Source organism: Streptosporangium sp. NPDC000239, from assembly GCF_040300765.1.
GTDB lineage: Bacteria > Actinomycetota > Actinomycetes > Streptosporangiales > Streptosporangiaceae > Streptosporangium.
This window is the reverse complement of the sequence record NZ_JBEPEI010000001.1, coordinates 617,203-641,394: the sequence shown is the minus strand read 5'-3', so window position 1 is coordinate 641,394 and position 24,192 is coordinate 617,203. Positions and strand designations below refer to the sequence as shown.

General features: G+C 71.6%; 23 protein-coding genes. 15 read left to right on the top strand and 8 right to left on the bottom strand.

The annotated features are described in order from the left end of the window. Positions 1 to 22 precede the first annotated feature (22 nt). The 7 genes from ABT340_RS02960 to ABT340_RS02930 all read left to right on the top strand — a co-directional run bounded on the left by ABT340_RS02960 (position 23) and on the right by ABT340_RS02930 (position 7,726). Positions 23 to 1,267 carry an arginine deiminase gene (locus ABT340_RS02960; protein WP_352008942.1) on the top strand — a complete coding sequence of 415 codons (1,245 nt, stop codon included), beginning with the start codon at positions 23 to 25 and terminating at the stop codon, positions 1,265 to 1,267. 21 nt (positions 1,268 to 1,288) lie between these two features. Next, positions 1,289 to 2,293: an ornithine carbamoyltransferase gene (gene argF / locus ABT340_RS02955; RefSeq protein ID WP_352008941.1), complete on the top strand. Its 1,005-nt coding sequence runs from the start codon at positions 1,289 to 1,291 to the stop codon at positions 2,291 to 2,293. Between the two features lie 2 nt (positions 2,294 to 2,295). Beyond that, complete coding sequence (gene arcC, locus ABT340_RS02950) at positions 2,296 to 3,231, top strand: carbamate kinase (protein ID WP_352008940.1); 936 nt, start codon at positions 2,296 to 2,298, stop codon at positions 3,229 to 3,231. Positions 3,232 to 3,256: 25 nt separating this feature from the next. After that, complete coding sequence (locus tag ABT340_RS02945) at positions 3,257 to 4,681, top strand: amino acid permease (RefSeq protein WP_352008939.1); 1,425 nt, start codon at positions 3,257 to 3,259, stop codon at positions 4,679 to 4,681. Then, positions 4,678 to 5,586: a universal stress protein gene (locus tag ABT340_RS02940; RefSeq protein WP_352008938.1), complete on the top strand. Its 909-nt coding sequence runs from the start codon at positions 4,678 to 4,680 to the stop codon at positions 5,584 to 5,586. Before ABT340_RS02945 ends, ABT340_RS02940 begins: the two co-directional genes overlap by 4 nt. A 269-nt stretch (positions 5,587 to 5,855) precedes the next feature. Then, entirely contained in the window at positions 5,856 to 6,350 is a 495-nt protein-coding gene (bldD, locus tag ABT340_RS02935) for a transcriptional regulator BldD (RefSeq protein ID WP_271219163.1), read from the top strand. Positions 6,351 to 6,499: 149 nt separating this feature from the next. Continuing rightward, positions 6,500 to 7,726: a PP2C family protein-serine/threonine phosphatase gene (locus ABT340_RS02930; RefSeq protein ID WP_352008937.1), complete on the top strand. Its 1,227-nt coding sequence runs from the start codon at positions 6,500 to 6,502 to the stop codon at positions 7,724 to 7,726. 5 nt (positions 7,727 to 7,731) lie between these two features. Here the strand turns inward: ABT340_RS02930 and ABT340_RS02925 are convergent, their stop codons facing one another. Together ABT340_RS02925 and ABT340_RS02920 are read right to left on the bottom strand one after the other, a co-directional pair. Continuing rightward, the gene (locus ABT340_RS02925) at positions 7,732 to 8,178 is read right to left on the bottom strand and encodes an SAV_6107 family HEPN domain-containing protein (RefSeq protein ID WP_352008936.1); all 447 of its coding nucleotides are present in this window, start codon (positions 8,176 to 8,178) and stop codon (positions 7,732 to 7,734) included. Positions 8,179 to 8,904: 726 nt separating this feature from the next. Then, complete coding sequence (locus tag ABT340_RS02920) at positions 8,905 to 9,687, bottom strand: L,D-transpeptidase family protein (protein ID WP_352008935.1); 783 nt, start codon at positions 9,685 to 9,687, stop codon at positions 8,905 to 8,907. Between the two features lie 118 nt (positions 9,688 to 9,805). Here ABT340_RS02920 and ABT340_RS02915 point away from each other — a divergent pair, with 118 nt between their 5' ends. Continuing rightward, positions 9,806 to 10,285, top strand: a complete 480-nt coding sequence (locus tag ABT340_RS02915; protein ID WP_352008934.1) for a YbaK/EbsC family protein — start codon at positions 9,806 to 9,808, stop codon at positions 10,283 to 10,285. A 76-nt stretch (positions 10,286 to 10,361) separates the two neighbouring features. Further along, positions 10,362 to 10,916, top strand: coding sequence for a GNAT family N-acetyltransferase (locus ABT340_RS02910; protein WP_352008933.1), 555 nt, complete (start codon positions 10,362 to 10,364; stop codon positions 10,914 to 10,916). Here ABT340_RS02910 and metF read toward each other — a convergent pair. Beyond that, positions 10,913 to 11,848 carry a methylenetetrahydrofolate reductase [NAD(P)H] gene (gene metF, locus ABT340_RS02905; protein ID WP_352008932.1) on the bottom strand — a complete coding sequence of 312 codons (936 nt, stop codon included), beginning with the start codon at positions 11,846 to 11,848 and terminating at the stop codon, positions 10,913 to 10,915. The genes ABT340_RS02910 and metF overlap by 4 nt on opposite strands. Positions 11,849 to 11,976: 128 nt before the next feature. Between metF and ABT340_RS02900 the strand changes: the two genes are divergently transcribed. Then, positions 11,977 to 13,044: a polyprenyl synthetase family protein gene (locus tag ABT340_RS02900; RefSeq protein WP_352008931.1), complete on the top strand. Its 1,068-nt coding sequence runs from the start codon at positions 11,977 to 11,979 to the stop codon at positions 13,042 to 13,044. Between the two features lie 44 nt (positions 13,045 to 13,088). On the opposite strand, the gene thiE is transcribed toward ABT340_RS02900, so the two are convergent. The 3 genes from thiE to ABT340_RS02885 are packed head-to-tail and all read right to left on the bottom strand — an operon-like array spanning position 13,089 to position 15,320. Beyond that, positions 13,089 to 13,733: a thiamine phosphate synthase gene (thiE, locus tag ABT340_RS02895; protein WP_352008930.1), complete on the bottom strand. Its 645-nt coding sequence runs from the start codon at positions 13,731 to 13,733 to the stop codon at positions 13,089 to 13,091. After that, positions 13,711 to 14,085, bottom strand: a complete 375-nt coding sequence (locus ABT340_RS02890; RefSeq protein WP_352008929.1) for an Rv2175c family DNA-binding protein — start codon at positions 14,083 to 14,085, stop codon at positions 13,711 to 13,713. Before ABT340_RS02890 ends, thiE begins: the two co-directional genes overlap by 23 nt. 50 nt (positions 14,086 to 14,135) lie before the next feature. Then, positions 14,136 to 15,320 carry an NAD(P)/FAD-dependent oxidoreductase gene (locus tag ABT340_RS02885; RefSeq protein WP_386189992.1) on the bottom strand — a complete coding sequence of 395 codons (1,185 nt, stop codon included), beginning with the start codon at positions 15,318 to 15,320 and terminating at the stop codon, positions 14,136 to 14,138. 327 nt (positions 15,321 to 15,647) lie between these two features. Between ABT340_RS02885 and thiO the strand changes: the two genes are divergently transcribed. The 4 genes from thiO to pknB all read left to right on the top strand — a co-directional run bounded on the left by thiO (position 15,648) and on the right by pknB (position 19,858). Further along, entirely contained in the window at positions 15,648 to 16,811 is a 1,164-nt protein-coding gene (gene thiO, locus ABT340_RS02880) for a glycine oxidase ThiO (RefSeq protein WP_352008927.1), read from the top strand. Further along, positions 16,808 to 17,008 carry a sulfur carrier protein ThiS gene (gene thiS / locus ABT340_RS02875; RefSeq protein WP_352008926.1) on the top strand — a complete coding sequence of 67 codons (201 nt, stop codon included), beginning with the start codon at positions 16,808 to 16,810 and terminating at the stop codon, positions 17,006 to 17,008. The genes thiO and thiS overlap by 4 nt, the downstream gene beginning before the upstream one ends. A 5-nt stretch (positions 17,009 to 17,013) precedes the next feature. Further along, positions 17,014 to 17,796 (top strand): thiazole synthase, encoded by a 783-nt coding sequence (locus ABT340_RS02870; protein WP_352008925.1) that lies wholly within the window; start codon positions 17,014 to 17,016, stop codon positions 17,794 to 17,796. Between the two features lie 76 nt (positions 17,797 to 17,872). Beyond that, the gene (gene pknB / locus ABT340_RS02865) at positions 17,873 to 19,858 is read left to right on the top strand and encodes a Stk1 family PASTA domain-containing Ser/Thr kinase (RefSeq protein ID WP_352008924.1); all 1,986 of its coding nucleotides are present in this window, start codon (positions 17,873 to 17,875) and stop codon (positions 19,856 to 19,858) included. A gap of 67 nt (positions 19,859 to 19,925) precedes the next feature. Here pknB and ABT340_RS02860 read toward each other — a convergent pair whose 3' ends face one another. Continuing rightward, positions 19,926 to 21,116: a glycerate kinase gene (locus ABT340_RS02860; protein ID WP_352008923.1), complete on the bottom strand. Its 1,191-nt coding sequence runs from the start codon at positions 21,114 to 21,116 to the stop codon at positions 19,926 to 19,928. Between the two features lie 143 nt (positions 21,117 to 21,259). Here ABT340_RS02860 and ABT340_RS02855 point away from each other — a divergent pair, with 143 nt between their 5' ends. Further along, entirely contained in the window at positions 21,260 to 22,117 is an 858-nt protein-coding gene (locus tag ABT340_RS02855) for a deoxyribonuclease IV (RefSeq protein ID WP_352008922.1), read from the top strand. Between the two features lie 402 nt (positions 22,118 to 22,519). Here ABT340_RS02855 and ABT340_RS02850 read toward each other — a convergent pair whose 3' ends face one another. Beyond that, positions 22,520 to 24,151 carry a SulP family inorganic anion transporter gene (locus ABT340_RS02850; protein WP_352009456.1) on the bottom strand — a complete coding sequence of 544 codons (1,632 nt, stop codon included), beginning with the start codon at positions 24,149 to 24,151 and terminating at the stop codon, positions 22,520 to 22,522. Between the last annotated feature and the right edge of the window lie 41 nt (positions 24,152 to 24,192).

Sequence of the window (24,192 nt, the reverse complement as noted above, 5' to 3'; positions counted from 1 at the left end):
AGGCCAGCACGGAGGAAGAGAGATGACCTTTCACGTCGACTCCGAAGTCGGGCGGCTCCACCGGGTCCTGCTCCACAGGCCCGAGCTGTCCCTGAAGCGGCTCACCCCGTCGAACAAGGACGACTTCCTCTTCGACGACGTGCTGTGGGTGCAGCGCGCGGTCGAGGAACACGAGGAGTTCCAGCGGGTGCTGCGCGAGCACGGGGTCGCCGTCCACCTCCTCGGCGACCTGCTGCGCGAGACGATCGACATCCCCGAGGCCCGCAAGTACATCCTCGACCACGTCATCGAGGAGCGTTTCTTCGGCCCCATGGCCGTGGACGCCCTGCGCAACGCGCTGGACGCCATGCACTCCGACGACCTGCAGCTCTACCTCACCGGCGGGATCACCAAGCAGGAACTCGTCGAACGGGGCACCGACCCCAAGAGCCTGGCCTTCCACACCCTCGGCCCCGACGACTTCGTCCTGCCCCCGCTGCCCAACCACCTGTTCACCCGCGACACCTCCTGCTGGATCTACGACGGCGTCTCCGTCAACGCGATGCGCAAGAAGGCCCGCCAGCGCGAGACCGTGAACTACGAGGCGATCTACCGTTTCCACCCGATGTTCGCCCCGGGCTTCGACAGGCCGCAGGAGGGCGGCTTCAACCTGTGGATGCCGGGCATGGCCGCCGCGCCCGCGACCATCGAGGGCGGCGACGTGCTGGTGCTGGGCCGCGGGGCCGTACTGGTCGGGATGAGCGAGCGCACGCAGCCGCAGGCGGTCGAGATGCTCGCGCGCAGCCTGTTCGCCAAGGGCGGCGCGAAACGGATCGTGGCCCTGAACATGCCGAAGGCACGGGCGTTCATGCACCTGGACACCGTGATGACCAGCGTGGACGTCGGGGTGTTCGTCAAGTTCGCCGGGCTCGGGATGCTGCCCTCCTACACCGTCGAACCCGGCGACACGGAGAAGGAACTCAAGATCACCGATCACGCGCCCGAGGACATGCACCGGGCCATCGCCCGCGCCATGGACCTGGACGAGATCAGGATCCTCACCCCGACGCAGGACGTCTACGCGGCCGAGCGGGAGCAGTGGGACGACGGCTGCAACGTGCTGGCGATCAGTCCCGGCGTGGTCATCGCCTACGAGCGCAACACCACCACCAACAACTACCTGCGCGCCAACGGCGTCGAGGTGACCACCATCAGGGGCAGTGAGCTCGGCAGGGGCCGCGGCGGTCCCCGGTGCATGAGCTGCCCCCTCGAACGCGACGGCATCTGACCTCTCACCAGGGACAGGCACATGGCATTCAACCTGCGCAACCGCAGCTTCCTCAAGGAGCTCGACTTCACCCCCGAGGAGTTCGGGTTCCTCCTCACCCTCGCGGCCGACCTCAAGGCGGCCAAGTACGCGGGCACCGAGAGGCCGCGCCTGAGGGGCAGGAACATCGCCCTGATCTTCGAGAAGACCTCGACCCGCACCCGGTGCGCCTTCGAGGTCGGCGCGCACGACCAGGGCGCGCACGTCACCTACCTCGACCCCTCCGGCTCCCAGATGGGCCACAAGGAGTCGGTGCGGGACACCGCGCGGGTGCTCGGCCGGATGTTCGACGGCATCGAGTACCGCGGCAGCAGGCAGGCCTACGCCGAGGAACTGGCCGCCTACTCGGGCGTCCCCGTCTGGAACGGCCTCACCGACGAGTGGCACCCCACCCAGATGCTCGCCGACCTGCTCACCATGCGGGAGCACAGCGACAAGCCCCTGCGCGAGATCTCCTACGCCTACCTGGGCGACGCCCGCAACAACATGGGCCACTCGCTGCTGGTCACCGGCGCGCTGATGGGGATGGACGTGCGGATCGTGGCTCCCAGGCAGCTGTGGCCGGAGGAGACGGGGGTCGCCGGGCCCGCCAGGGACCTCGCCGAGGCGACCGGCGCCAGGATCACCGTCACCGACGAGGTCGCCGAGGGCGTCAGGGGCGTGGACTTCCTCTACACCGATGTGTGGGTGTCCATGGGCGAGCCGGACGAGGTGTGGGACCAGCGCGTCAAGCTGCTCATGCCGTACCAGGTGAACGCCTCGGTCGTCGAGGCGACCGGCAACCCCAGGGTGAGGTTCATGCACTGCCTGCCCGCCTTCCACGACCGGGAGACGAAGGTCGGCGAGGAGTTGTTCGAGAAGACCGGCCACGACGCCCTCGAGGTCACCGACGAGGTCTTCGAGTCCCCGCTGTCGATCGTCTTCGACCAGGCGGAGAACCGGCTGCACACGATCAAGGCCGTCATGGTCGCCACCCTGGGAGACTGAGGATGCGCGTCCTGGCCGCCCTGGGGGGCAACGCGCTGCTGCGCAGGGGGCAGAGCCCCGACGCGCTGCCCCAGCGGGAGAACGTCCGGGTCGCCGCCGCCTCGCTGGCCCGGCTCGCGGAACGGCACGAGCTGATCATCACGCACGGGAACGGCCCCCAGGTCGGCGTGCTGGCGCTGGAGAGCGCCAACGACCCCAACCTGGCCAGGCCGTACCCCCTGGACACCATCGGCGCCGAGACCCAGGGCATGATCGGATACTGGATGCTGCAGGCCCTGCAGAACGCGCTGCCGGGGCGGCAGGTGGCCGCCACGGTCAACCAGACGCTCGTCTCGGCGGTCGACCCCGCCTTCGACGACCCGACGAAGTTCGTCGGCCAGGTCTACGAGCGGGCGGAGGCGGAGAGACTGGCCGAGGAGTACGGCTGGACCGTCAAGCCGGACGGACGGCACTGGCGCCGGGTCGTGCCCTCCCCCGTCCCGCAGCGGGTCGTGGAGACCCGGCTGCTGCGCCGCCTGGTCCGCGACGGCGTCGTGGCGATCTGCGCGGGCGGTGGCGGGATACCGGTGATCCGCAACGACCGGGGACAGCTCCAGGGGGTCGAGGCGGTCATCGACAAGGACCTGACCGCCTCCGTGCTGGCCGAGGCCCTCGAAGCCGACGTCCTGATGATCCTCACCGACGTGCCGCGGGTCGCCAGGCACTTCGGCACCCCGCGGCAGGAGGAGATCACCCATACCACTCCCCACCAGCTGCGCGCAGAACGGTTCCCTGCGGGCTCCATGGGCCCCAAGGTCGAGGCCGCCTGCCGGTTCGTCGAGACCACCGGCGACATGGCCGCGATCGGCAGGCTGGACGAGGCGGAGCTGATCCTTGAGGGCGAGGCGGGCACCATCGTCACTCCCAACGCCACCTGGCCGCTGGCCAGCACCCTTTGACCTGTCTCTTCGAGGAGGACATCACGTGGACTCCGTGGTACGGCGGCTGCTGCGCACCAAACCCACCGAGCAGATCGTCGCCGAGGGCGGTCACGGCGAGGGCGGCGAGCTGCGCCGGACCATGACCCTGTGGCAGCTCACCCTCTTCAGTGTCGGCGCCACACTCGGCACCGGCATCTTCGTCATCCTCGGCCAGGCCGTGCCGAAGGCGGGCCCCGCCGTGGTCGTCTCCTTCGCCCTGGCCGCCGTCACGGCCCTGTTCTCCGCGCTGTCCTACGCCGAGCTGGCCGGGACCATCCCGGTCTCCGGCTCCTCCTACTCCTACGCCTACGCGACGCTGGGCGAGCTGGTCGCCTGGGTGTGCGGCTGGTGCCTGATGCTGGAGTACGCCGTCTCCGTCGCGGCGGTCGCGGTCGGCTGGGGCGAGTACCTCAACCACTTCCTCCGTGACCTGTTCGGCTGGCAGCTGCCCGCCGCCGTCACCCACTCCCCCGGCGACCAGGGAGGGGTGGTCAACGTCACCGCGGTCCTGATCGTCCTGCTGGCCACCTGGCTGCTGCTGCGCGGCGCCTCGGAGAGCGCGGCCGCGAACGCGGTCTTCGTGCTGATCAAGATCGCGGTGCTGGCGTTCTTCTGCGTCGTGGCCTTCACCGCCTTCGAGAGCGGCAACCTGACCCCCTTCGCCCCGCTGGGCGTCGCCGGGATCACCGCCGCCGCCTCGCAGGTCTTCTTCTCCTACATCGGCTTCGACGCCGCCTCGACCGCCGGTGAGGAGGCGAGGAACCCCAAGCGCGACCTGCCGCTGGCGATCCTGCTGTCCCTGCTCATCGTCACGGTCGTCTACGTACTGGTCGCGCTGACCGCCGTCGGCGCCATGCCGTGGCAGCGGTTCGACCCGGACACGACCGAGGCCAGTCTCGCCCTGATCGCCGACCGCGCGACCGGCTCGACCTGGGCGGGCCTGATCATCTCCTTCGGCGCGGTCATCGCCATCGCCAGCGTCGTGCTGACCGTGCTGTACGGCCAGACCCGCATCCTGTTCGCGATGTCCCGCGACGGCCTGCTGCCGAGGATCTTCGAACGGATCGATCCACGCCGCCAGGTCCCGGTCGCGAACACGATCATCGTCGCCGCGTTCGTCTCCCTGCTGGCCGGGTTCATCCCGCTCGGCCAGCTCGCCGAGGCCACCAGCATCGGGACCCTGTTCGCCTTCGCCATCGTCAACGTCGGCGTGCTGGTGCTGCGCTACACCCGGCCGGACCTGCCGCGCAGCTTCAGGACCCCGTTCTTCCCGCTGACACCGGTCCTCGGGGTGATCTTCTGCGTGGTGGTGATGCTGGGGCTCGCCGGGGTCACCTGGCTCGCCTTCGCGATCTGGATGACCGTCGGCCTGCTCGCCTACTTCCTGTACGGCTACCGCCACTCACGCCTCAGCAGGAGCGTCCGATGAAGATCGAGCACATCCTCGCCGGATTCGTCCCCGGTGGCCGGGGCCAGGACGGGCTGACGCTGGCCGTACTGCTGGCCCGGCGGGCCGGGGCCCGGCTGACCGTCGCCCACGTCCACGTGCCCACCTGGCCGACCCCGGGACCGGGGAAGATCGACGCCGAGTGGCGCGCCTACGTGGCCGCGCAGGCGCAGACCGTCCTGGAGCAGGCCCGCGAGCTGCTGGCCGGCGTGCGGGACGTGCCGGTCGACTTCGTCTCCCACGGCCACCGGGGCAGCGGCAGGGGGCTGGTCCAGCTCGCCGGGCGGCTGGAGGCCGACGCGGTGGTCATCGGCCCCGCCCCCGGAGGCGGTAAGGGCCGCATCCGGGTCGGCAGCACCGCCGACCAGCTCCTGCACACCTCCCCCGTGCCCGTCGCCCTCGCGCCCCGCGGGTACGCCGAGAGCCATCCGCCGGCCCTGCGGAGGCTGACCGTGGCCTACCGCCGCGACCCCGCCTCCGACGAGGCCGTACGGCAGGCCTTCGAGCTGGCCGGGCGGATGGACGTCCCGCTGCGCCTGGTCACCCTCGTGCTGGGCGGGGGACGGCGGGGCGGGGTCGAGGCCGAGATGCTCGGCAGGATCAGGGAGAAGGTCACCGCCGACCTCGACGAGATCGTCCGGGGGCACGACGACGTCCGGGTCGACGTGGAGGTGCTTGAGGGCAGAGACGTGGCCGCCGCGCTGGCGGGCACCGACTGCGAGGGGGCGATGTTGATCTGTGCCTCCAGCGAGACCGGGCCCCTGCGGCGGGTCTTCCCCGGCGACGTCTCGCTGAAGATCATACGTTCGGCCCCCTGTCCGGTGATGATGGTGCCCAGGAGTCCCGCCGGGAAGCGAGGGTCCGCCGGACGGCGCGGGAAACGGTGATGATTCACTATCCGCCATGGGACAAGCACGGCGTTTGAGGCGGACCACATCGGATCGGATTCGACATCTTTTTTCCAATCAGCTTGACCTTAGGCGCCCACAGCTTTACCGTCACTGTCCGTAACCACACCTCGCGGCGTTATCGGGTAAACCCCGACGCATCAGTCACCGAAGGTGCCTACCCCAGGCCAACCCGGTGGTTGGGGCATAAGTTGCGAGGGAGGACAATCAACTGAAAGCAGTACATAACCGAGCCGGGGGGCCACACGATGCCGTCTGAATACGCCAAGTCGCTGGGTGCAAGACTCCGCGCGATTCGCACTCAGCAGGGCCTGTCCCTGCACGGAGTCGAAGAGAAGTCCCGCGGTCGTTGGAAGGCCGTTGTCGTCGGCTCCTACGAGCGTGGGGACCGTGCGGTCACGGTGCAGAAGCTGGCCGAGCTGGCCGACTTCTACGGGGTTCCGGTCAATGAGCTCCTGCCCGGGGGCAGCGCGCCGAGCCCTCTTGGCCCCACGCCGAAGCTTGTGATCGACCTTGAGCGTCTTGCCCAGCTGCCCAAGGAGAAGGCGGGTGCGCTGGCTCGTTACGCCGCCACCATCCAGAGCCAGCGTGGTGACTACAACGGCAAGGTGCTGTCCATCCGTCAGGAGGACCTGCGCTCCCTGGCCGTGATCTACGACAAGTCCCCCAGTGAGCTCACCGAGGAACTCATCACCTGGGGTGTGCTCGACCCCGAGGCCCGCAGGGCCGTCGAGTCCTTCTGACGACCCGTCCGGTCGCGGGCACGCGCGGCTGGGCGTGCCCGCGAGCCGTGGTCTTCCTCTCTCGTTAGAACATGGCCCGCACGCCGCCACGGATCACCATCGCTGTGGTAGGAAAAGGCAAACATGGCATTTAACGAGATGTGGTGGACATGGCCCGGGGAGAGGATCGTCACGATCACTCTCGACCGCGCCCTGAAGGCCGTCTCGCCTCACTCAAGGCGGCCCTGGGCTCGACCAAGACCCGGGCGTTCCTTCGGCTGCTGACCTCCGTCGGGGCGACCAGGACCCAGGAGACGCTCAGGCTGCTGCCGTTCGTCGTCATGGCCCTGGTCGCGCTGATCGACTTCGGCTCCGGGCCGACCTCCGGGCTGCTGCCGCTGCTCGCCCTCGGCCCCGCCTTCGCCAGCGTGGCCTGCGGCCTGGCCAGGACCACGGTCTCCGGCCTCATCGCACTGGCCCTGTGCGTGGCGCTCGGCGTCTACAACGACATCCTGTGGACGCCCCGCACCAACATCACCATGGCCGCCATCCTCGGTGTCACGGTGGCCAGCGTGCTGGCCAGCGCGGGACGCCTGCGGCACGAGCGTCAGCTCGCCGACGTCCGCTCCGTCGCGGAGGCCGCCCAGCGGGTGCTGCTGCGGCCGGTCCCGCGCCGCGCCGGGCCGGGGATCGGCGTGGCCGTCTCCTACACCTCCGCCACGGCCGAGGCCCGCATCGGCGGCGACCTGTACGAGGTGGTGACCACCCCGCACGGGGTGCGCATCATCGTGGGAGACGTCCAGGGAAAGGGCCTGGAGGCCGTCGAGACCGCCGCCGTGGTGCTCGGCGCCTTCAGGGAGGCCGCCCACGACGAGGCCAAGCTGCAGGGCGTCGTGGCCCGCCTGGAGAACGCGCTGTCGCGGGAGCTGTCGGGCGAGCAGTTCGTCACCGCCGTACTCGCCGAGATCACCGACCTGACCGATCTCGGCGAGGCGCAGGAGGGCACCTCCATCACCGTCATCAACTGCGGTCATCCGCCGCCCATGGTGCTGGCGGCCGACGGCAGCCGTTCCTTCGCCGACCCGCCCGACGAGGCCCTTCCGCTGGGCATGGCGTCGTTGAAGGGGGCCGAGGCCGTGCCGTACCAGATCGGCTTCGAACCCGGTGACCAGGTGCTCTTCTACACCGACGGGGTCATCGAGGCGCGCGACGGGACGGGCCGGTTCTATCCGCTGGCCGACAGGGCGCACCTGCTGAACGGCTCCGACCCGCAGCTGGCCCTCGACGCGCTACGCGCCGACCTGCTGCGTCACGTGGGCAAGCCGCTGAACGACGACGCCGCCATGCTCCTGCTGCGCCACCGCGCCGCCCGCCCGCTGGCCTCATCGGCGGCCTAGAGCCGCTAGCCGGCCAGAGGGACGCGGGCCGGGAGGGTGGTCTGGGCGGGCAGGCCCAGGAGGGTCTCCACCGTGACGACGAACCGCTCGGCCTCGGAGATCAGCTCCTCGGCGTCCCTCGCCGAGACCATGCGGGTCATGCCCGCCTCGGCGGCGGCCCGTTTGGTCGCGCTGGTCTCGAAGTAGGGGGCCCACTCGGCCAGCCTGGGCTCGGCCTCAGGCAGCAGCTCCCAGGCGCTGCGCAGACGGCGCCTGCGGCCGTCCATGGGCCGTGGCCGCGCGGCCAGGATCGCGGCCGCGGCTCTGAGCGCCGCCAGGTGGGCGGCGACGTATCGGGTTGCGGGGGTCCGGGCGGCGCCCGCCTCCTCAAGACAGTCGCGCGCGTCGGCCAGGTGCGCCCGCACCGTGGACGAGAGCCGGGGCCCATCGGAATCGCTGAGCCGAGGGGTCATGTGCTTCAGCCTCCTTGGTCGCAAGCGGCTCCCGGCGAATCCGCCGGTCAGGTCAACACTCGCAGACCCCACCGACAAATCCTCCGGGCGGCCGGACGAGGAGCTTCCCCTCTCCCCGCCCGCCCCGGCCCGGCCGGGCCGCCGTGGCCGACGGTCCCGGAAAGGCCAACCACCCTGGACGTGGACCGCGAGCCCCACGTCATCACATCGAACATAAATTCGATCACTGGTAGTGTCAAGTAAACGCACGAACAAAAGTTCGACACCACCGGGCAGCCTGGAACCATACGAATCACCCACCCCGGAAGAACCGCCGGAGAGTCGCCGGTCGCGCGCGGACAAGCCGGGGCGGTCACGGCCAAGGGGTTTCGGACATCCCCGGCTTCCCTCCCTCACCCAGCGGACGCACGGCCGCCTCCATACCCCTTTCCCTGTCGCATTGGCTGATTTATAGGCCTGTGCCTGCTTTAAATGTTCAAGGTGGAGTTTGAGCGTTGTGCGGTTTTCTGCGGCATCTCGGTGGCCGGGAGTCGTGGGCGCCGCGCGTTCCGCGTTGCCCACGAGTTCCCCATGACGAGAACACGGCCCGGTGTTCACAGGGCGGGGAAACAGCCGTCAAGGCGGGCCCGCCACGGCGCCCTTTCCCGCGCCCCCGCGGCGACCCCGGGAACGACCGTGCCCCCGGCCCTTGAAGGACCGGGGGCACGAAGAACCGTGTTCACTCCGTCAGCGAACGAATCTGCCCCGGACGTGCACCGGGACTCCCGTGCCGAGCATGCCGGGCAGGACCGCGGCGACGTTCATCGGCAGCCGCACACAGCCGTGGGAGGCCGGGGCCAACGGCACCGAGAGTGCGCCGTGCAGGGCGATACCGCCGTTGAAGAAGATCGGGTTGTAGAGCTGACCAAGGTATGACCTGTGCCAGCCGTTCCTGCGCCAGGTCGTCTTGTAGTCGCCCGTCGGCGTGCGGGCGCTGCCGCAGAACTTCTGGGTCTTGCCCTCCCAGGTGGCCGTCTCGCAGTACGGAATCCCGCTGCCCGAGGAGATGTGGCTGATCAGCTTCACCCTGCCGTCCACGTACAGGGTCATCACCTGCTGGGTGAGGTTGACCTCGACCCTGGTCGGCTTGCCGTTGGGCACCAGCACCTTCGGCGACCTGGGGTTCTGTAGAGCGTTCCAGGTCTTCCTGGTCACGGTGCTGGTCGGCGCGATGCCGTTGATCTTCTGGAAGGCCCACAGCGCGGTCAGCGTCGTGCCGCCGTAACGCCCGTCGGCCGTGCCCGGCAGGTAGCCCAGCTCCCGCAGCCTGGTCTGCAGCGCCTTGACCGCGGTCCCCTTCGCCCCAAGCCTCAGCGTCTGGCCGGGGGCGACGAACCCCGGCGCCGCCTGGGCCGTGACCGCGGTCGCCGCGGAGGTGACGACCTGAGCGTTCGCGACACCGGGAGAGGCCAGAAGCGTCGCCCCCGCCGTCACCAGGGCGGCCACTCCGAGCCGTCCTCCAACCCCCATCACCATCATCCCCTCCTGTCAGTCAAGCCCGAACAACGGACCATAGCGCACCAACCATCCACTCTCCGGCAACGGTTATGAAGAGGTAATCGATGGTCAACCCGTTTAGAGTGACCGGGTGCCGGAAAAGTTGCATCCCAACATCGAGAAGGTCGCCGCGGCTCTGAGAGAGCACGGCGTCACCGGAGAGATCGTCGTCTTCGACGAGGCGACGCCGACGGCGGCGACCGCCGCGGCGCAGCTCGGCTGCGAGGTCGGCGCCATCGCCAACAGCCTGATCTTCGACGCCGACGACCGGCCGCTCCTGGTGCTGACCAGCGGTGCCCACCGGGTGGACACCGGTCTGGTCGCCGAGAAGGTCGGCGCGGCGCGGGTACGGCGGGCGACCCCCGACTTCGTCCGCGCGGCGACCGGCCAGGTCATCGGCGGCGTCGCCCCGCTGGGACATCCCGCCCCGATCAGGACCCTGGTCGACGTCTGGCTCGACAGGCACGAGGTGGTCTGGGCCGCGGCCGGCCACCCGCACACGGTCTTCCCGACCTCCTTCGCCGAACTCCTCCGCGTCACCGGCGGGACCCCGGTCGAGGTCGAGCGCTGAACGCCAGGCGGACACCCGCCAAACCCTGACGAACCTCTCAGATCCTCATGGTGGTCGTCCTGCTAGGGTGCGTTGCGTGATCGAACTGCGACGGGTCGGCCCCGAGGAGTTCGCCGTGAGCCTCGACGCGGTCCTCGACGTCTACACCGCGGCGATGCTCCCGCCCGCCGACCAGCTCACCGGGCGAAGGGCGATCATGAGAGGCCACGCCTCCTACTCCCGGTTCACCTGCCTGTTCGCCGAACGCGCCGACGGCAGGATGGTCGGCTTCGCCTACGGCTTCCACGGCGAACCCGGCCAGTGGTGGCACGGCGTCGTCCGTCAGGCGATCACCGAGCACGACGGCCAGGCCAGGACCCGCGAGTGGCTCGACGACGCCTTCGAACTCGCCGAGGTCCACGTCCACCCCGACTACCAGGGCAAGGGCGTGGGCCGGGCGATGGTCACCGGCCTGTGCGCGGGGCGCCTGGAGCGCACCGCCGTACTGTCGACCCGTGACCAGGAGACGGCGGCACGTCATCTCTACCGGAGCCTGGGCTTCGGCGACCTGCTGACCGGGTTCGTCTTCCCGGGGGGCCAGGAGCGCTACGCGATCCTGGGCACCCCGCTCCCGCTGGCCCAGTACGCCTAGACCGCCAGCCGGTCGTCCGCCCCGGTCGTGACGTCGAGGGCCTGGAAGACCTCGCGGGTCGCGCTCGACCGGTTGAAGGTGATGAAGTGGATGCCGGGCGCGCCCTCGTCGAGCAGGGTCTGGCACAGCTCGGCGGCGTGTTCGATGCCCAGGTCGCGCACCGCGGCCGGGTCGTGGGCGACGGCCTCGAACCTGGCGGCGACCTCGGGCGGGAACGGCGCGCCGGAGAGCTGCTCGGAACGGGCGATCGTGCTCATCTGGGTGACGGGCATGATGCCGGGGATGATCGGGGTCTCGCATCCACGGGCGGTCACCCGGTCGCGCAGCCTGAGATAGTCCTCCGCGCGGAAGAACATCTGCGTGATCGCGTAGTCGGCGCCCGCCCGGCACTTGCGCACGAAGTGCTCGGTGTCGGCCTCGACGGAGGTGGACCTGGGGTGCTTGTAGGGGAAGGCGGCCACGCCGACGCAGAAGTCGCCGGACTGGCGGATGAGCCTGACCAGCTCCTCGGCGTACTGCACGCCCTCGGGGTGGCGGATCCACTCTCCCGTCACGTCGCCGGGCGGGTCGCCCCGCACGGCGAGGATGTTGCGCACGCCCGCCCCGGCGAACCTGCCGATCAGGTGGCGCAGCTCACGCAGGGAGTGGTTGACGGCGGTGAAGTGGGCGACCGGGGTCAGCGTCGTCTCGTGGGCGAGCCGCTCGACGATCTCCACCGTCCGGTCGCGGGTGCCGCCGCCCGCGCCGTAGGTGACCGAGACGAACGTCGGCCGCAGGGCCTCAAGCTCCCGGATGGCCCGCCAGAGCTGACGCTCCCCCTCGTCCGTCTTCGGTGGGAAGAACTCGAACGAGAACGAACGGCCACCGGCGGCGAGGAGCTCGCGGACGGTGGGCACACGTTCGGGGAAGACTGACGAGCGACCCAGAGCCATGCCCCTAGGGTACTGGCCGCCCGACGGAGCGCCACAACCGTGATCGGTTCAACACCCTTCCTCCTGCCGGGCCCCGGCGGGGACACCGCGGGCATAACCTCGCACCTCCGGGCCGATAATCTCGGGGTATGACCCCTTCCGCGGCTGCTCTCGACACCATCCGTTCCGAAGTGGATCGATCCCTCAGGGAGTTCGTCGACCGGCAGCGCCCCCTGGTCGGCGCGCCCGAACTGGTCCCGCTGCTCACCGCGGCCGAGGAGTTCCTCGCGGGCGGCAAGCGGCTGCGGCCCGCCTTCTGCTACTGGGGCTGGCACGGCGCGGGCGGGGAGGACGATCCGGCGCTGTTCACCGCCGCGGCCTCCCTTGAGCTGCTCCAGGCCAGCGCCCTCGTGCACGACGACGTCATGGACGCCAGCGATCTGCGCAGGGGCATGCCGTCGGCGCACCGCAGGTTCCAGGCGATGCACGAGAAGGCGGGCTGGCGCGGTTCCGCCGGGCAGTTCGGCGAGGGCGCCGCCATCCTGCTCGGCAACCTGCTGCTCATCTGGTCCGGGGAGATGTGGCGCAACAGCGGGCTGCCCGTGGAGTCGCTGGCCGCTGCCCAGCGGATCCACGACCACATGCGCACCGAGCTGATGTGCGGGCAGTACCTCGACCTGCTGGAGCAGGCGCACGAGGAGAACACCTTCGACAGCGCGCTGCGGGTCGCCCTCTTCAAGAGCGGCAAGTACTCCGTCGAGCAGCCGCTCAGGCTCGGCCTGGTGCTGGCCGCGCGGGGCGTCGAGCCGTGGATCGACCGGCTCTGCGAGGAGTACGGCCGTAGCGTCGGCATCGCCTTCCAGCTCCGCGACGACGTCCTCGGCGTGTTCGGCGACCCCGCGGAGACGGGCAAGCCCGCCGGGGACGACCTGCGGGAGGGCAAGCGGACGATGCTCGTCGCCCGTGCCCTGGCCGTGGCCACCCCGCTCCAGGCCAGGACGGTCGAGGAGACGCTCGGCGACCCCGACCTGGACGCCGCCGGGGTCGCCAGGCTGCGTCAGATCATCGAGGAGACCGGGGCCCTGGCGGCGTGCGAGAGCATGATCAAGGAATATCTCGACCACGCCCTCGTCTCGCTCGACGGCGCCCCGATCACCCCGCGGTCCCGTACGGCCCTGGCCGATCTGGCCGTGGCCGCGACGTCACGTCGCACCTGAGGCCGGGCCCGGCGTCCACCGGGCCCGGACCGGTCGGATGCGGATCAGGTGAGCCCGGCGGTCAGGCGCCGCCTGAACTCCCCGGCGGCGGCCTTCGGGTCGTCCGCCTCGGTGATGGCCCGCACGACCACGACCCGGCGCACGCCGTACGACATGACCTCGTCGAGGTTGGACAGGTCGACACCGCCGATGCCGAACCAGGGGCGTTCCGTCTCCAGCGCCGCGGCGTGCCTGAGCAGCGCGGGGCCGGGGGCGTGCCTTCCCGGTTTGGTCGGCGTCGGCCAGACGGGACCACAGCAGAAGTAGTCGACTCCCGCTTCGACGGCCGCGGCTGAGGCCTCCTGCGGGGCGTGAGTGGAACGCCCGATGAGGATGTCGTCGCCGAGGATGTCGCGGGCGGCCCGCACCGGCAGGTCGTCCTGTCCGAGGTGGAGCACGTCGGGACGGGCGGCGTGAGCGATGTCGGCCCTGTCGTTGACCGCGAGCAGCTTGCCGTGGCGGTCACAGGCCTCGCGGAAGACCTCAAGGAGGGCGAGTTCCTCCCTGGCCTCAAGGCCCTTCTCACGTAGCTGGACGATGTCGACCCCGCCCGCGAGGGCGGCGTCGAGGAAGTCGGCCAGGTCTCCGCGCTCACGGCGCCCGTCGGTGCAGAGGTAGAGGCGGGCGTCAGAAAGCGAGCGCCTGGGCACGTCTCTTGACCTCGGTGTGGCGGCCCGCGACTATCGCGTCCACCGGGGACCCCGGGAGGGTCTCGTCTGGGGTGAAGAGCCACCGGAGCGACTCGACGTCGTCGTATCCGGCGTCGAGCAGCACGGTGAGCGTGCCTGGCAGCCCCTTCACCACGTCGTCCTTGCCGAGGAAGGCGGCGGGAACCTGTGGCTCGCCCCCGCCCCTTCGCACTCCGATGAGCTTGCGGTCCTTGAGAAGTTGCTTCGCGCGACCGGCGCTGAGGTTGAGTCTCCTGGCGACCTCGGTCAAGGTGAGCCACTCGCCCACCAGTTGGTCTGTTTCCCGGTCGATCTGCGCAACAGAAAGCGTCACGAATCCACCACTACCACATCGTGCCTTCCGCCAAACACCCGGTGGGCAGGTTAAGCGACCGTGCAGTCGCGCAGCGCCACCGCCGGATCGGCCAGGCGAACGGCGTCGAGCCGCTGGCCGCCCTCGATGAGACGGCGCCCCTGCAGGAGGTCGCGGGGGCGGTTCACCGCCAGGACCGCGGCCAGCCTGCCGTCGCCGCGGACCCAGCAGGCCCCCCACCTGGAGCCGCCCTCCGGGTCGCCGCGCAGGACGAGGCGCTCGCCGTCGTTGCCGTCGTCGTGGTGCCCGGCGTACTGCACCATGTGGCCGAACTGCTCCGACCAGAAGTAGGGCACCGGGTCGTAGACCGCGTCTCCGCCCATGAGCGCGGCCACCGCGACCTCCGGGGCGCCCAGCGCGGTGTCCCAGTGCTCCACCCGCAGGCGGCGGTCGTAGCGGCGCGACCACCAGGCGGCGCAGTCGCCTACGGCGACCACCCCGGGCAGCGAGGTGCGCAGGTGCTCGTCGGTGACGACGCCGTTGTCCAGCTCGACACCGGAGCCCGCCAGCCACTCGACGGCGGGCCGTACGCCGACGCCGGTGACGACCACGTCCGCCCTGACCCGTGAGCCGTCGGCCAGGGTGAGCCCGTCGTGGTCGACGGAGGCGACCTGGACGCCCAGGCGCAGCTCGACGCCCGCCTGTTCGTACCAGCGGGCGGTGTGCCCGCCGACGGCCCCCAGGGCCTGGGAGAGCGGCAGGTCGGCTGCCTCGACGACGGTCACCTCGCAGCCCGCCCTGTGGGCGGCGGTGGCGACCTCGGCGCCGATCCAGCCCGCCCCGATGACGGCGACGCGCACGCCCGCGACGAGCCGCTCGCGCAGGGCGAGCGCGTCGTCGATGGTGCGAAGCACGTGCTGCTCGCCGTCGCCGCGCAACCGGACGGGACGGGCGCCGGTGGCGATGACCAGTCCGTCGTAGGCCACCTCGCCCTCGGTGGTCTCGACCACGCCCGGCCGCAGTCCCTTCGCGGCCACCCCCGGGCGGAAGTCGACCTCAAGCGCGTCGAGATCGGAGTCGACGACCGTGGAGTCCGTCTCCCCCAGCAGGACGGACTTCGACAGCGGGGGACGGTCGTAGGGGCGGTGTGCCTCCTCGCCCATCAATGTGATCGTGCCGGCGAACCCTCGGGCTCGTAACGCCTCGACACTGCGCACGCCGGCCAGGCCGGCGCCAACCACCACGACATGATTCACAACTCACGAGCCTAAGCGCCCTGCCCGATCCTCTGCCATTAGCTGTTTGATAACGAAAACGGTATTTAGCTCGCATCCAACGCAGTGAGGGCGTCACCACAGCCCTTAAGGTGGAAGCGAGCAGACGCGCGGGAGCCCGGAGCGCACCGGGCTGAGAGGAGGGCTACGGGGCGACGCGGACCATCGAAGGCCATTTGACGTGCTGATACACCGTGCCGGCGCACGGGGCGCGCGTCCGGCGGCGATGATCCCGGCGTGACCGTCAGCGGCCCTCGACCGCCAGGAACCTGATCCGGGTCATGCCGGCGAAGGGAGCGGAGGGTACGAATGTCACACCACTTCGACGTGCTCGTCATCGGCGGAGGCGTCGCCGGGCTCTCCGTGGCCTGGCGTGCGGCCAGGAGGGGGTCACGGGTGGCCGTGGCCGACCCCGACCCCGGCTCGGGGGCCTCGCACGCGGCGGCGGGCATGCTGGCGCCGGTCAGCGAGGTGACCTACACCGAGGAGCCCCTGCTGCGCCTCGGGCTGGCCTCCCTGGCCAGATGGCCCGCCTTCGCCGCCGACCTGACCGAGGACGGCGGCCTCGACCTGGACTACCGGGCCCTGGGGACGCTCGACGTCGCCTTCGGTTCCGACGATCTGGCCGCGCTCGACGAGCTGGCCGCCTTCGTCGACAAGCTCGGCCTGCCCGCGGAACGGCTCACGGGCCGCGAGTGCCGCCGCCTGGAGCCGATGCTCGCCCCGTCGGTGCGCGGTGGCCTGCTGGCCGGCGGCGACTCCTGGGTCGACCCGCGAAGGGTCGTCAAGGCGCTGCTGACGGCGCTGCAGCGGCGCGGCGGCGCGCTGGTCCGCTCCCGCGTCGCCGGGCTCACGACCGACGCCGCGGAGCGGGTCACCGGCGTACGGCTCGCCTCCGGCGAGACCATCGGCGCGGACCTGGTGGTCCTGGCCGCCGGCGCCTGGTCGGGCGGCCTTGAGGGGCTGCCGCCCGACGCGGTGCCGCCGGTGCGGCCGGTCAAGGGACAGATCATGCGGCTGCGTTCGGCCACCCCGATCCTGGGGCGGTGCGTGCGCGGCGTGGTGCACGGCTCCCCCGTCTACCTGGTGCCGCGCGGCGACGGGGAGGTGGTCGTCGGGGCGACCCAGGAGGAGATGGGCTTCGACACCCGGGTGACCGCGGGAGGCCTGTGGGAGCTGCTGCGCGACGCGCGGGAGCTCGTTCCCGGCGTCACCGAGCTCCAGGTCCACGACGTGGTCGCGGGCCTGCGTCCGGGCACCCCGGACAACCTGCCGCTGGTCGGGCCGTCGGCCGCCGCCGGTCTGTCGCTGGCCACCGGCCACCACAGAGGCGGCGTCCTGCTCGCCCCGCTCACCGCCGACCTTCTCTTCCCACCGTCCTCGTCCGAGGCGCACTCCCCCGGCGCGCCACCCGGCGAGGAGGACGAACTGCGGGCGATCTGCTCTCCACTGCGTTTCCAGGAGCACCGATGAACGTGACGATCAACGGAACCGCCCACGAGCTGCCCAGGGGGGCGACCGTGGCGCTGGCCGTACAGCGGCTGACCGAGGCCAGGAGCGGCGTGGCCGTCGCGGTGAACGACGAGGTGGTCTCACGCGGCGCGTGGGACTCCACGACGCTCGCCGAGGCCGACCGGGTCGAGGTGCTCACCGCGGTGCAGGGAGGCTGAGGGACATGCTTGAGGACACACTGACGAACCCGGACGACGACCTGGTCATCGGCGGGGAGAAGTTCTCCTCGCGGCTCATCATGGGCACCGGGGGCGCCCCCTCGCTCGACGTCCTCGAACAGGCGCTGGCCGCCTCGGGCACCGAGCTGACCACGGTCGCGATGCGGCGCCTGGACCCGTCCGCGCGGGGCTCGGTGCTCGACGTGCTGCGCAGGCGCGGCATCAAGGTCCTGCCGAACACCGCGGGCTGCTTCACCGCGGGGGAGGCGGTGCTGACCGCGCGGCTGGCCAGGGAGGCCCTGGAGACGAACTGGGTGAAGCTGGAGGTCATCTCCGACGAGCGCACCCTGCTGCCCGACCCCATCGAGACCTTCGACGCCGCCGAACGGCTGGTCGCCGAGGGCTTCGTCGTGCTCCCCTACATCGGTGACGACCCCGCCCTGGCCCGCAGGCTCGAACAGGCCGGGTGCGCGGCGGTGATGCCGCTCGGCGCGCCGATCGGTTCCGGTCTGGGCGTCAGGAACCCGCACAACATCGAACTCATCGTGGAGGCGGCGGGCGTTCCGGTGATCCTCGACGCCGGGATCGGCACCGCGAGCGACGCGGCGCTGGCGATGGAGCTCGGCTGTGACGCCGTCCTGCTCGCGACCGCCGTGACCAGGGCGAGGCGTCCCGACCTGATGGCCCGCGCCATGCGCTCCGCGGTCGTCGCGGGCCGTACGGCCAGGGCCGCGGGCCGTATCCCGCGCCGCAGGTACGCCGAGGCCTCATCCCCCATGACTCCTTAGGGATCGGTCAACTTCTCCGCATCGGTTTCGAACACGCCGACCCTGTGGGCGCCAAATCGCCCGTAAACTCTGCCGGGTGGACACGACGCTTACGGACCCCCTGGTCGGGAAACTCCTCGACGGGCGTTACCGCGTCGAGTCCCGGATCGCCCGGGGCGGGATGGCGACCGTATACCTGGCTCTGGACGTCCGGCTCGACCGCACGGTCGCCGTGAAGGTGATGCACCGCACTCTCGCCGAGGACCCCGCGTTCGTGCGCAGGTTCATCGGCGAGGCCAAGTCGGTGGCGAGTTTGTCGCACCCCAACGTGGTGCACGTGTTCGACCAGGGCACGGACGGGGGCAACGTCTACCTGTCGATGGAGTACGTCCCCGGGCGCACCCTGCGCGACGTGCTCCGCGAGCGGGGCAGGCTGCCGGCCCGCGAGGCCCTGGAGGTCATGATCCCGGTCCTCGCCGCGCTGGGCGCCGCCCACCAGGCCGGGATGATCCACCGGGACGTCAAGCCGGAGAACGTGCTGCTCGCCGACGACGGGCGGGTCAAGGTCGTGGACTTCGGCCTGGCCCGCGCGATCGAGGCGACGAACCAGACGCGCACCGGTGTCATGATCGGCACCATCGGCTACATGTCGCCCGAGCAGGTGACCTCCGGCTCCGCCGACGCCCGCAGCGACGTCTACTCCGCCGGGATCATGCTGTTCGAGCTGGTCACGGGGCATCAGCCGTACGAGGGTGAGACGCCGATGTCGGTGGCCTACCGGCACGTCCACGACACCGTGCCCGCGCCCTCCTCGCTGCTGCCGGACATTCCGCCGCTGCTGGACACGCTGGTGGCCCAGGCGACGGCGCGCGACCCCGCGCTGCGCCCCGTGGACGCGACCGCGCTGCTGGTCGCCGCGGTCGAGGCGCACCGGACGCTGCCCAGGGACAGCGCCCCCGTGGCCGGGCACGCGGGAGGGCAGCCGACCGGGCCCACCGGAGGGCACACGGCCGCCGCCGGGTTCCGTCAGCCTCCCGCCGCCCCCGCGGCGGGAGGCGTCAACCACACGCTGATCCAGCCACGGGGTGACCTGCTCACCGGCCCCGCGGCCGACCCGCACCCGCGCCCGCCCGCGCCCGCGCGCAGGGGGTTCCGGCCGAACTGGTACCTCGTCGCGCTGGCCGTGGTGATGGTGATCGCGGTCGGGGTGACCGGCTGGCTGTTCTCCCAGAACACCACGATCGTCGTCCCGGTGCTCACCGGCAAGAACGTCAACGTCGCCCAGAGCGAGGCCAGGGCTCTCGGCTTCCTCGTCGAGATCGGCAAGCCGGAGAACGACGAGAAGGTGCAGAAGGGCAACGTGATCAGGACCGATCCGATCGCGGGCACCACGGTGGACAAGCAGTCCAAGATCGTCCTGTTCCCCTCGGACGGCCCCAAGCGGGTCGTGGTGCCCAACGTGATCGGCATGACCGAGGCCCAGGCGAGGTCGGACCTGGCGAGGGTGACGCTGACCGTCGACGACGTCAAGAAGCAGCCCAGCAACACCGTGCCCCGCGGGCAGGTCATGCGGACCGTCCCCGCCGTGGGCAACCGGGTCAAGGAGGGCACCAAGATCGACCTGCTGGTGAGCGCGGGCCTGGTCGCGCCCGATCTCAAGGGCATGCCTCGCGACCAGGCCGACGCCCTGCTGCGCGGCGCGGGTTTCGTGCCCGAGTTCGTCGAGCAGACCGACGCCGCCCAGCCCTGCACGGTCATCGCCCAGGACCCGCAGCCGAACGCGGAGATCGACGCGGGCGCGACCATCAGGCTCACCGTGTCGCTGTGCAACAACCCCCAGTGGCACTGGCCCTGGGAGATCAACAACTCCGTGCCGGGAGACGACGGCGGAGACGTGGCCCAGCCCCTGGCCGTCGTCCCCAACGTGATGTTCAAGGACGTCAAGGCGGCGCGCGAGGAGCTTCGCGCCGCGGGGATGAAGGTGACCGTGCGCAAGGGGCTGGGCAGGGGCAGGGTCCTGGCCCAGCGCCCGCCGGGCGGCCAGCAGGTGCCGTCCGGGACCCAGGTCACCATCTGGCACTGAAAGAGGCACTGAAAGAGGTGCTGAGGGGGCACTGAGGGGGCACTGAGAGGCCTCCGGGCGGGCGGGGTCAGAGCCGTTCGCGCGCGACGGTCTCCGCGAGCCGTTCGAGCAGGGGACCCGCCTCGGCCAGGCACACGGCCGGGTCGGGTTCGACGGCGGTGAGCGGATAGGCCGCCGTGATGCCCGCGGCGTTCAGCTCCTCCTCGCCGAGGTCGCACCGGCCGCACACCGCGACGACCGGCACCCCCGCCTTCGCCGCCGCGGAGGCGACCCCGGCGGGCGCCTTGCCGCGCAGGGTCTGCTCGTCCAGCGCGCCCTCGCCGGTGATGACGAGGCGGGCGCCGTCGAGCCGTCGGTCGAAGCCGAGCAGGTCGAGCAGATACTCGATGCCGGGCCTGAAGGCGGCACGCAGGAAGGCCAGGGCCGCGAAGCCCGTTCCACCCGCCGCGCCCGCGCCCGGCATGCCCGCCACGCCCATGGAGCGGACGACGCCGTCGTGCTCGACGGCACCGGCCAGGCCGTGGGTGTGCGTGGCGACGGCGGCGAGCCTGGCCAGGGCCCGTTCCAGCAGCTCCACCTCCTCGGGACCGGCGCCCTTCTGCGGGCCGTAGACGGCGGCGGCGCCGTACGGGCCGAGCAGGGGGTTGTCCACGTCACAGGCGACGACGAACTCGACGCCCTCCAGGGGAACGGTCCCCGAGGTGTCGATCCTGTCCAGTTCGCGCAGGGCCGCGCCGCCTTCGGGCAGTTCCGCTCCCTCCGCGTCCAGGAAGCGGACGCCGAGGGCCCGCATCATGCCCGTCCCGCCGTCGGTCGAGGCGCTGCCGCCGAGGCCGAGCACGATCCGGCGGGCTCCGCGCCGCAGGGCGTCGGCGACCAGTTCGCCGGTGCCGCGGGTGGTCGCGGTGAGGGGGGCGAAGCCGGGGCCGTCTCCCCGCCGGGGCAGTACGCGCAGTCCGGACGCCTCGGCCAGCTCGACGACCGCGGTCGGCCCTGGCTCGCCCTGGGCGGCCTCCCGCCAGGCGTAGGCGGCGCGCACCGGCTCTCCCGTGGGGCCCGCGACCTGGATCTCCACCCGGGTGAACCCGGCCGCGACGACGGCCTCGACGGTGCCGTCGCCGCCGTCCGCGACCGGCAGCGTGACCACGGTGACGCCGGGGCCGAGCCCCCTCGCCACGTGCGCGGCGACCTCGGCCGCGCTCAGCGACCCCTTGAACTTGTCCGGGGCGACGACGACGTGGCCCGGCGACTGAGACAACCCTGCTCCCCTGCGGCGAAAAACGGGCGGACGACGGCGTGCGCCGCCTTCCGCGTGCTGGACGCCCATCATCACACCACGCCGCCGGGACATGGGTGACGGGTGCGAGTCCCCGGACGGGACGCCCCTAGACTGGCTCCACCATGAGTTCCGTGTCCCTCATCGGCGGACACGTCTCCGTCGCCGGTGGCCTGGCCACGGGCGGCCTGCGGGCGGCCTCGGAGATCGGCGCCGAGGTGATCCAGGTGTTCGTCACCAATCCGCGCGGCTGGGCGCTCGCCGAGGGCGACCCCGCCGAGGACGCCCTGTTGCGTGAGTCCGGCATGCCGTGTTTCGTGCACGCGCCCTACCTCGTCAACATGGGTTCCCCCAACCAGCAGACTCTGGACCGGTCGGCGGACACCGTACGGCACTGCCTCCGGCGGGCCCGCGCGATCGGCGCCCGGGGGGTGGTCGTCCACACCGGGTCCGCGGTGACCGACCCCCGTGAGAAGGCCCTGCGCAGGCTGCGTGAGCGTCTGCTCCCGCTGCTCGACGAGATCCCGGACGACGGCCCGGACCTGTTGCTCGAGCCGATGGCGGGACAGGGCGCGATGCTCTGCGCGACCGTCCAGGACCTGGAGCCCTACCTCGCGGCCCTCGACTGGCATCCGAGGGCCCGTGTCTGCCTGGACACCTGTCATGCCTTCGCGGCCGGGCACGACCTGTCCACCGCCGCCGGGGTCGCCGAGACCCTCGACGCCCTGCACGGGTTCGCCCCCGGACGGCTGGGGCTGGTCCACGCCAACGACTCCATGGACGTGTGCGGTTCCAAGAAGGACCGGCACGCGAACATCGGCACGGGCCACATCGGCGTGCGGCCCTTCGGTCACCTGCTGTGTCATCCGGTGGTGGCGGGGGTGCCGGTCTGCGTCGAGACCCCCGGTTCCGCCGCCCGCCAGGACATCGAGACGCTCAAGGGTCTCCGCCGGGCACCGGTGCCCTCGGGTCCCCGGGTGTGACGGGACGCCGCCGCCCGCAATCCGGCCGCCCCCGCGCGTGACCGGATCGCTCGGACCCGCCCCCGCGGGTCGGCGCGGGCGTCCCGTCACACCGGAGGCCGCCGGGCCCCCTTCCCCCCGGTTGGGGGCCCGGCAATGGGTGACCGCGCTTGGAGGTCACCTCGGGTTTCCGCGCACCAGGTGTTCTCGAGCCTTTCGGCTCTCTCCCCCTCTCCGGTGCCGCGGGTTTGGCTCTCCGACGTACGGAACACTAGAGGGGGTGCTCCGAGGACGACTCACCATTTTTTGACCAGCGCGATTAACGGTGCGTAGTCGTCGATGTACGGAGCGTTCGGAGGCGACGAGCGGCAGCGCCCGGACGACGAGCGGTAGCCCCTCCTTGGGACGCCTCCCCCCGGCCGGTCAGGCCGGTCCTGCGGCCAGCACCCCGGTGCGATGGAGGTGGTCACGGGCCGCGGCGATGGCCTGCGGGGTGGTGGCGAAGACGTGTCCGGCCTCGTCGAGGTCCGCGATGACACCCAGGGCGTTCAGCGGCTGGTGGTGGCCGTCGCGGATGCCCGAGACGTAGACGGTGATGCCGCGCCGTCGTAGCCGCCCGATGGCGTCGGCCAGGACCAGGGCGCCGCTGGCGTCCACGGTGGTGACCCTGGACATGCGCAGGATGACCACCGAGACGTCGGCGACCTCCGACAGCTGCAGCAGGAAACGGTGGGCCGCGGCGAAGAACAGCGGCCCGTCCAGGCGGTAGGCGACGATGTGCTCGGCCAGCAGGGCGTGTTCCTCGTCGGTGTGGTCACCGGGCAGGTCGGGCCGCAGCGGCATGGCCTCAAGGCGGACGTCGCGGGCGACGGCCCGCAGCGCCAGTGCCCCGGCCACGATCAGGCCGAGGATGACCGCCTGGACCAGGTCGAGCGCCAGGGTGGCGACGGCGGTCAGCGCCAGCACCACGGCGTCGCCGCGGGTCGAGCGCAGCATGGCGACGACCGAGCCGACCTCGACCATCCGGATCGCGGTGGCCAGCAGCACCCCGGCCAGCGCGGCCAGCGGGATCCTGGCGACCAGCCCGGCGGCGGTGAACACGATCAGGCCCAGGATCACGGCGTGCGCCAGCGCGGCCAGCCGCGAACGGGCGCCCGAGCGGACGTTGACGGCGGTACGGGCGATCGCGCCGGTCGCCGGGACGCCGCCGAACATCGGCGCGAACACGTTGGCCAGTCCCTGCCCGAACAGCTCCCGGTCGGGGTCGTGCCGGTGGTTGACGCTCATTCCGTCGGCGACCGCGGCCGACAGCAGCGACTCAAGCCCGGCCAGCGCGGCCACCGCGACGGCCGGGGCCAGGAGCGACCCCAGGGCCGCGGGGTCGAGGAAGGACAGTGAGGGGGCGGGAAGCCCGGCGGGCAGTTCGCCGATCCGGCTCGCCTCGATCCCGGTCAGCTCGACCACGACGGTCGCGCCCGCCACGGCCAGCAGGGAGAAGGGGACGGTCGGCCGCCATCTGGCGCCCACGAGCATCGTCGCGACCACCCCGGCCGCGATCGCCGGGGCCCATCCCCCGGGGTCGGCGGCGAAGTCGAGCACGGCCCGCCAGGCCACGACCGTGACCTTCTCCCCCTCGGGCGTCGGGACGCCGAGCGCCGCCGGGACCTGCTGGAGCCCGATCACGCAGGCGATGCCGAGGGTGAAACCCTCGACCACCGGGGCGGGCACCAGCGCCATGTACCGTCCGGCACGGGCCAGCGCCAGCGCGATCAGCAGCAGCCCGGCCATCACGCCGACGGTCAGCACTCCCGAGGCGCCGTGCTCGTGCACGATCGGCACCAGCACCACCGTCATCGCCCCGGTCGGGCCGGACACCTGCAGGCCGGATCCACCGAAGAACGCGGCGACCGTGCCCGCGATCACCGCGGTGGCCAGCCCGGCCGCCGCGCCGAGTCCCGAGGAGATGCCGAACCCGAGGGCCAGCGGCAGCGCCACGATCGCCACCGTCAGCCCGGCCAGCAGGTCCCTGCCCGGGCGGCGGGCCATCGCGGCCATGTCCGCCCTGCCGGGCAGCAGCGCGCGCAGGCGGCCACCCG